Annotated in this window: 5 protein-coding genes; 4 read left to right on the top strand and 1 reads right to left on the bottom strand. The window is 73.9% G+C overall.

Going from position 1 to position 7,424, the window contains the following annotated elements:
• The first annotated feature begins 913 nt into the window (after positions 1-913).
• The 4 genes from ACIO3O_RS26760 (at position 914) to ACIO3O_RS26745 (ending at position 6,465) form a co-directional block, all read left to right on the top strand.
• Complete coding sequence (locus tag ACIO3O_RS26760; protein ID WP_401750007.1) at positions 914-2,344, top strand: MFS transporter; 1,431 nt, start codon at positions 914-916, stop codon at positions 2,342-2,344.
• A gap of 175 nt (positions 2,345-2,519) precedes the next feature.
• A complete protein-coding gene (gene lhgO / locus ACIO3O_RS26755) occupies positions 2,520-3,728 on the top strand; it encodes an L-2-hydroxyglutarate oxidase (protein WP_401750005.1) in 1,209 nt (402 codons plus the stop codon).
• 333 nt (positions 3,729-4,061) lie between these two features.
• Positions 4,062-5,015 carry a tRNA (guanosine(46)-N7)-methyltransferase TrmB gene (trmB, locus tag ACIO3O_RS26750; RefSeq protein ID WP_401750002.1) on the top strand — a complete coding sequence of 318 codons (954 nt, stop codon included), beginning with the start codon at positions 4,062-4,064 and terminating at the stop codon, positions 5,013-5,015.
• Positions 5,016-5,085: 70 nt separating this feature from the next.
• Positions 5,086-6,465, top strand: a complete 1,380-nt coding sequence (locus ACIO3O_RS26745) for a PrsW family intramembrane metalloprotease (RefSeq protein WP_401749999.1) — start codon at positions 5,086-5,088, stop codon at positions 6,463-6,465.
• Here ACIO3O_RS26745 and ACIO3O_RS26740 read toward each other — a convergent pair whose 3' ends face one another.
• Positions 6,466-7,419, bottom strand: a complete 954-nt coding sequence (locus ACIO3O_RS26740) for an aldo/keto reductase (protein ID WP_401749997.1) — start codon at positions 7,417-7,419, stop codon at positions 6,466-6,468.
• Between the last annotated feature and the right edge of the window lie 5 nt (positions 7,420-7,424).

Here is a 7,424-nt window from a genome sequence, read left to right as displayed (position 1 = left end):
CCACCCACCCACCCGCACGGGAACCCTTATGCAGCCGCGCGGCGAGCGCTTTAGGGAAAGGGGCGGGTCCGGGGCCTCTCTGCCTGAGCCGGGCGGGGCCGCATGTCCGGTACGGGGGTGGGCCGGGGCCCCTTGGGACGCGCACCCGGTGCCGGGGCTGGACCAAGGGGCGGCACCCGGGTGAGCCGGGAGCGGGAGGGGCCGCCCCCTTGCCCGCCCGTCCCGCCCCCGGGGGGCGGCCCCGCCGCCCAAGGGGGCTGGGGGAAGGAGGCGGGGGGGCGGCCCCGCCGCCCGAGGGGGCTACGGGGAACCGAGGGGGCTACGGGGAACCGAGGGGAGGGCGACCCCCGTCGCCCAAGGAGGCGGGGCCGCAAGAGGCGGAGCCCAAGGGGGCTGCAGGGAACGGTGGGCGGAGCCCAAGGGGGCTGCAGGGAACGGGGGCAGAGCCCAAGGGGGACGGAGGGAAGCGGGGCGGGCGGTCCCGGAGGTCGAGGGGGCTCCGGGGAGCGGTCCGCAGGGGGGCAGCGTATACATCCGGCCAACTTGGGCGCACGCGCATGCAGTCCGGGAGGCGCTGTTCGCCTCCCGGACCGGTCCGCCACCCGCGGGGATGAAGGTGGCGGCGTCCCCCAGCCCACTGGGTCCAGTGCAGCGGGCCGACCCACGCACGTCCATGGAAGCCCCACCGGACAAGGCCGAGAAGAGCGCACGGGCGGGCGCACGGCCACACACAGGGAGCACGAATCGGGCGGAACGTTCCTCTCCGCCCACCCGGAAGCACTCACCCGGGCAACAATCTCGCCATACGGGACACGTGCCCTTAACGCTTGGGATGCGGCGAACTACGCTGGGTTTACGAATGCCGCGAGCCTATGCCGGGCCCGCGGCGGCCGTCTGCGTGAGGGGTGGCGCAATGTCCAGGGAGCAACGCGGGCCGAACGACAAGCTCGGCACGGTTCTCGCCCTCGCGGGAATCAGCAACGCCGGGCTGGCACGCCGGGTCAACGACCTCGGTGCGCAACGCGGGATGACGCTTCGGTACGACAAGACGTCGGTCGCGCGGTGGGTGTCGAAGGGCATGGTTCCGCAGGGAGCCGCCCCGCATCTCATCGCCGCCGCGATAGGCGCGAAGCTGGGCCGTCCCGTACCGCTGCACGAGATCGGTCTGGCGGACGCCGATCCGGCCCCCGAGGTCGGGCTCGCCTTCCCGCGGGACGTGGGTGTGGCGGTGCGGCACGCGACGGAGCTGTACCGCCTCGACCTGGCCGGGCGCCGGGCGGGCAGCGGCGGGATCTGGCAGTCGCTGGCCGGGTCGTTCGCGGTGAGCGCGTACGCGACGCCCGCCTCGCGCTGGCTGATAACCCCGGCGGACTCCTCCGTGGCCCGTGACTCCACGCTCGCCGAGGCCTCGCCCGACGCGACGCCGTTACGGGTCGGCCACAGCGATGTGGCCAAGCTGCGCGAGGCGGCCGAGGACGCACGGCGCTGGGACTCCAAGTACGGGGGCGGCGACTGGCGTTCCTCGATGGTCCCGGAGTGCCTGCGGGTGGACGCGGCCCCTCTCCTCCTCGGCTCGTACAGCGACGACGTGGGCCGCTCGCTCTTCGGCGCGACCGCCGAACTCACCCGGCTCGCCGGGTGGATGGCCTTCGACACCGGTCAGCAGGAGGCCGCCCAGCGGTACTACATCCAGGCCCTGCGGCTCGCCCGCGCGGCCGCGGACGTACCCCTGGGCGGGTACGTACTGGCGTCGATGTCCCTCCAGGCCACCTACCGGGGCTTCGCCGACGAGGGCGTCGACCTCGCGCAGGCCGCCCTGGAGCGCAACCGGGGCCTGGCCACCGCCCGGACCATGAGCTTCTTCCGCCTGGTGGAGGCGCGCGCGCACGCGAAGGCGGGCGACCCGGTGGCGGCCGGGGCGGCGCTGAAGGCGGCGGAGGGCTGGCTGGAGCGCTCCCGGGAGGGCGACGCGGACCCGTCCTGGCTGGGCTTCTACTCGTACGACCGGCTCGCCGCCGACGCGGCCGAGTGCTACCGCGACCTCAAACTCCCGCGCCAGGTCCGGCGGTTCACCGAGCAGGCGCTGTCGCGGCCGACGGAGGAGTTCGTACGGTCGCACGGACTGCGGCTCGTGGTGAGCGCGGTCGCCGAACTGGAGTCGGGCAACCTGGACGCGGCCTGCGCGGCGGGCACGCGCGCGGTGGAGGTGGCGGGCCGGATCTCCTCGGCGCGCACCACGGAGTACGTACGGGACCTGCTGCACCGCCTGGAGCCGTACGGGGACGAGCCGCGCGTGGTGGAGCTGCGCGAGCGGGCGCGGCCGCTGCTGGTGGCGCCGGCGTAACGGGCGGGACGGCCGGGGCAGGGTGAGCGCGACCCCGCTGCGGGGTTCTGTCGGCACCGCACGTGACACGTGGCAGCACGGCGGAAGCACGTGGCGTTGGCCATAACTCCCGTCCACGGGGTTTGACGGCATTGTCAGTGGGCCAGTGCACTATTCGGGGTGGGAGGTGGCAGCGATGAGTCATGACTGCGACGTGCTGGTGATCGGCGGCGGCATCGTCGGGATGGCGTCCGCGCATGCCATCACACGGGCGGCGCCCGGCACCCGGGTCGTGGTGCTGGAGAAGGAGGCGGGCCCGGCGCGCCACCAGACGGGGCGCAACAGCGGGGTGATCCACAGCGGGATCTACTACCGCCCCGGCTCGCTCAAGGCGCGGTACGCGGTGCGCGGCGCCGCCGAGATGATCAAGTTCTGCTCGGAGCACGGGATTCCGCACGAGGTGACGGGCAAGCTGATCGTCGCCACGGAGCGGGACGAGCTCCCCCGGCTGCACGCGCTGGTCCAGCGGGGACGGCTCAACGGCATCCCGGTGCGGGAGCTGGGCCCCGCCCAGATCGAGGAGTACGAGCCGGAGGTGCGCGGCCTCGCCGCCATCCACGTGGGCTCGACGGGGGTGTGCGACTACGGCCGGGTGACCGAGGAGCTGGCCCGCTCGTCGGGGGCCGAGGTGCGGTACGGGGCGGAGGTGCGGGTCATCGCGCGCCGCGCGTCCGGCGTCGCGGTGCGCTGCGCCGACGGGACGGTGGTGCGGGCGAAGGCGCTGGTCAACTGTGCGGGGCTGCACTGCGACCGGGTGGCGCGGCTGGCCGGGGACTCCCCCGGGATGCGGATCGTGCCCTTCCGCGGCGAGTACTTCGACCTGGCCCGCCCGGAGCTGGTGCGCGGCCTGGTCTATCCGGTGCCGGACCCGGCCTTCCCCTTTCTCGGCGTCCATCTGACGCGGGGCGTCGGGGGCGGGGTGCACGTCGGGCCCAATGCCGTGCCGGCGCTGGCGCGGGAGGGATACGACTGGGGTATGGTGCGGCCCGCCGAGCTGGCGGGGACGCTGGCGTGGCCCGGGTCCTGGCGGATAGCGCGGCGGCACTGGAGGTACGGGGCGGGGGAGCTGCACCGGTCGCTGTCGAAGCGGGCGTTCACGGAGGCGGTGCGGCGGCTGCTTCCGGCCGTCACGGAGGCCGATCTGACCCCCTCCCCCGCCGGAGTCCGGGCGCAGGCCGTCCTGCGGGACGGGACGCTTGCGGACGACTTCCTGATCCGGGAGGCGCCGCGGACGGTGCATGTGCTGAACGCGCCCTCTCCCGCCGCGACGGCTTCGCTGCCGATTGGGCGGGAGGTGGCGAGGAGGGTGCTGGGGGTGTTGGCGGGCGAACGGGTGGGGCGGTAGCCCTCCCGGGCTGGGCGGGATCGGGTCGGCACCCGGTGCCGGGGCGGATTTCTCCCCTCCCCGCCCCTTCCCGTAACCCTGCGGGGCTGTGAACGGTTCCGTGCGGGTGCGTCGTGGTTGCTCGCGCAGTTCCCCGCGCCCCTGAAAGGGGCGCGGGGAACTGCGCGAAACGCCAGCCCACCACCCAGCCGCGCGGCCGAGCGCTTTAGGTGAAGGGGCGGGGCTGGGGCAGCGCCGCAGGCAACCCCCGTGCCGAGTGCGGCACCGACGGGGCCCCGGGCAAGGTCGCGCGGGCGGCCACGCCGAGGGCGGCTCCGTAGAATCGGAAGCACTGTGTCCGAGAACAGCGAGAACCCCACGATGCCCCAGAGCCCCGAGCCGCAGGCCGAGCAGACCGCCGAGCCGCAGGCCCAGCAGGCCCAGCAGCCCGCCGAAGCCAGTGCCAGTGCCGGCGCCGGCACCCCCGGCCCCTCCCAGGCCGCCGCCGCCCGCCGCGCCGCCGAGCGCGCCGCCGCCGAGGACCGGGCCGAGCGGATGCGTCCGAGGGCGCTCCGCATGTTCCCCGAGGGGACGGGCCCCTCCCCCGACCCCGCCGGTTCGCACTTCGAGCGCCGCATCCGCAGCTTCCAGCCGCGCCGCAGCCGGGTCACCACCGGCCAGGGCGAGGCCCTGAAGAAGTGGTGGCCGACCCGGGGCATCGACATCGACGGGCAGCGCGTCCTGGACCTGGACGCGATGTTCGGCGGGCTCCCGGTCGTCCTGGAGATCGGCTTCGGCATGGGCGAGGCGACCGCGCAGATGGCCGCCGCCGACCCGTCCACCGGCATCCTCGCCGTCGACGTGCACACCCCCGGCCAGGGCAACCTCCTCGGCCTCGCCGAGCGCAACGACCTCTCCAACGTCCGGGTCGCCAACGGCGACGCGATCATCCTGCTCCGCGAGATGCTCGCCCCCGACTCCCTGACGGGCCTGCGCGTCTACTTCCCCGACCCCTGGCCCAAGGCCCGCCACCACAAGCGCCGCCTGATCCAGCCGGAGTTCCTCTCCCTCGCCGCGACCCGGCTCGCCCCCGGCGCCGTGCTGCACTGCGCGACCGACTGGGAGAACTACGCCGAGCAGATGCTCGAAGTCCTCTCCGCGCACCCGGACTTCGAGAACACCCAGGCGGACGGCGGCTACACCCCCCGGCCCGATTTCCGTCCGCTCACCCGCTTCGAGGGCCAGGGCCTGGACAAGGGCCACAAGGTCCACGACCTGATGTTCCGCCGCGTCCCGCACCCGAGTTGACGGACCGCTGACCCCCGGCGACTGTCCGAACACGATCGCGAGTGTCAGTGGCAGTCGTTAGGGTCGTTGGATGTACGAGACGTACGCATCGACTCCGCCGCCCGCGGCCCCGGCCCCCGAGCCGGTGCCCGCGGCGGCCGGTCGTGCCCCCGGTGACGCCCGCAGGCCCGGCCGCCTGCGCAACCTGCGGCACCACGCCTTCTGGCGGAACCGGGCGGTCCGCGCCACCACGCTGATCGTGCTGCTGGCCCTCTCGGGCCTGGTCCTGCTCGCTCTCGTACGGGAACAGACCGGCACCCGGGGCTTCCTGGTGGGCCTGGGTCTCGCCGTCTTCCCGGTGCCGCTGCTGGTGCTCGCGTTCCGCTGGCTGGACCGGGTCGAGCCGGGCCCCTGGCGGAACCTGATCTTCGCGTTCACCTGGGGCTCCTGCGCCGCGGCCCTGGTCGCCATCACCGCGAACAGCTTCGCGGTGCACTGGATAGCCGTGGCCACCGCCGACCCCGACAGTGCGGACACGCTGGGGGCGACGCTGGTGGCCCCGGTCGTCGAGGAGAGCGCGAAGGCGGCGGCGATCCTGCTGATCTTCCTGTTCCGCAGACGGCACTTCACCGGAATCGTGGACGGTGTGGTCTTCGCGGGCTTCACCGCGACCGGCTTCGCCTTCACCGAGAACATCCTCTACCTGGGCAACGCCTTCGGCGAGGACCAGGAGTTCGGCTTCTCGGGGCTGGGGTCGGTGACGGCCGGGACCTTCTTCGTGCGGGTCATCATGTCCCCGTTCGCGCATCCGCTGTTCACGGTGCTCACCGGCATCGGCTTCGGTCTGGTGGCGCTCACCCCGACCCGCCGGATGCGGGGCCGCGCCTGGGTGCGCATCCGCCGCTTCCTGCTCCCGGCGACGGGCCTGCTGCTGGCGATGGGGATGCACGCGCTGTGGAACGGCTCGGCCTCGTTCGGCCCGCTGGCCTTCTACGGGGTGTACGGGCTGGTCATGGTCCCGGTCTTCGCCTTCCTGACCTGGCTGGCGATCTGGACGCGGCAGCGCGAACTGCGGCTGCTCTCCGCCGAGCTGCCCGCGTACGCCGCCGCGGGCTGGCTGGACCCGGCCGAGCCGCTGGCCCTGTCCTCGATGCGGGCCCGCTCGATCGCCCAGGGGCAGGCCGCCCGGGTGCACGGCCCCGGTGCGGCGAAGGCGGTCGCCGAGTACGAGGAGGCGGCGACCGCACTGGCCTTCCTGCGCTACCGGGCCCGGCGCGGGGCGGCCACCCCGGAGCTGGCCGCCGTCTTCCAGGCCCGCGAGCGGGAGCTGCTGCACCGCCTGTGGGAGCGCAAGCGGATCGCGGGCCCGGCGCTGGTGTACGCGGCCCAGATCACCGGCCGCATACGGCTGCTCCCGCCGCCGTACCACCCGGCCTACGCGGCCGCGTACAACCCGTACAAGACCTACTGATCAGGCCGAAGCGACCGTCAGCTTCGACAGCTCGGCGTCGGTGAGCGTCAGGTCCGCCACCGCCAGCAGGGCCGGCAGCTGCTCGACCGTGCGGGCGCTGGCGATCGGGGCGACGACGGTCGGGCGGGACGCCAGCCAGGCCAGGGCGACGGACGCGACCTCGGTGTCGTGCGCCTGCGCCACCTCGTCCAGCGCGGCCAGGACCTTGCGGCCGCGCTCGGTCTGAAGGTGCTTGCCCGCGCCCTCGGCGCGCTGGCTCTGCACGGCCTCGCCGTCGACGCGGTACTTGCCGGTCAGGAAGCCGGAGGCCAGCGCGTAGTACGGGACGGCCGCGAGGCCCGCCTGCGAGGCGACCTCCTGGAGCTCGCCCTCGTAGGTGTCGCGGGAGACCAGGTTGTACTGCGGCTGGAGCGCGCTGTACTTGGCCAGGCCCTCGCGCTCGGCGAAGTCCAGCGACTCCCGCAGCCGGTCGGGGCTGATGTTGGAGGCGGCCACCGCGCGCACCTTCCCGTCCCGTACGAGCTGGTCGAGCGCGCCGACGATCTCCTCGACCGGCACGGTCGGGTCGTCGAAGTGCGTGTAGTAGAGGTCGATGTGGTCGGTGCCCAGGCGGCGCAGCGACTCCTCGGCGGCGGCCTTGATGGTGGTGGCGGACAGGCCCTTGAACGAGGGGTGCGCACCGACCTTGGTGGCGAGGACGACGTCGTCCCGGTTGCCCCGGGCGGCCAGCCACGCGCCGAGGACGGTCTCGGACTCGCCGCCCTCGTTGCCCGGTACCCAGGCCGAGTAGGCGTCGGCGGTGTCCACAAAATTGCCGCCCCCGGCGACATAGGCGTCGAGGACGGCGAAGGACTGGTCGCGGTCGGCGGTCCAGCCGAAGACATTGCCGCCGAGGGCGAGCGGGAACACGTCGAGACCGGAGGTGCCCAGCGGGCGAAGAGGGGAGGAAGTCATGTCGT

This window comes from Streptomyces sp. NPDC087440 (genome assembly GCF_044744005.1).
Classification (GTDB): Bacteria; Actinomycetota; Actinomycetes; order Streptomycetales; family Streptomycetaceae; genus Streptomyces.
Note: the sequence above shows the minus strand (reverse complement) of the source record. Positions and strands in the feature narration are given on the sequence as shown.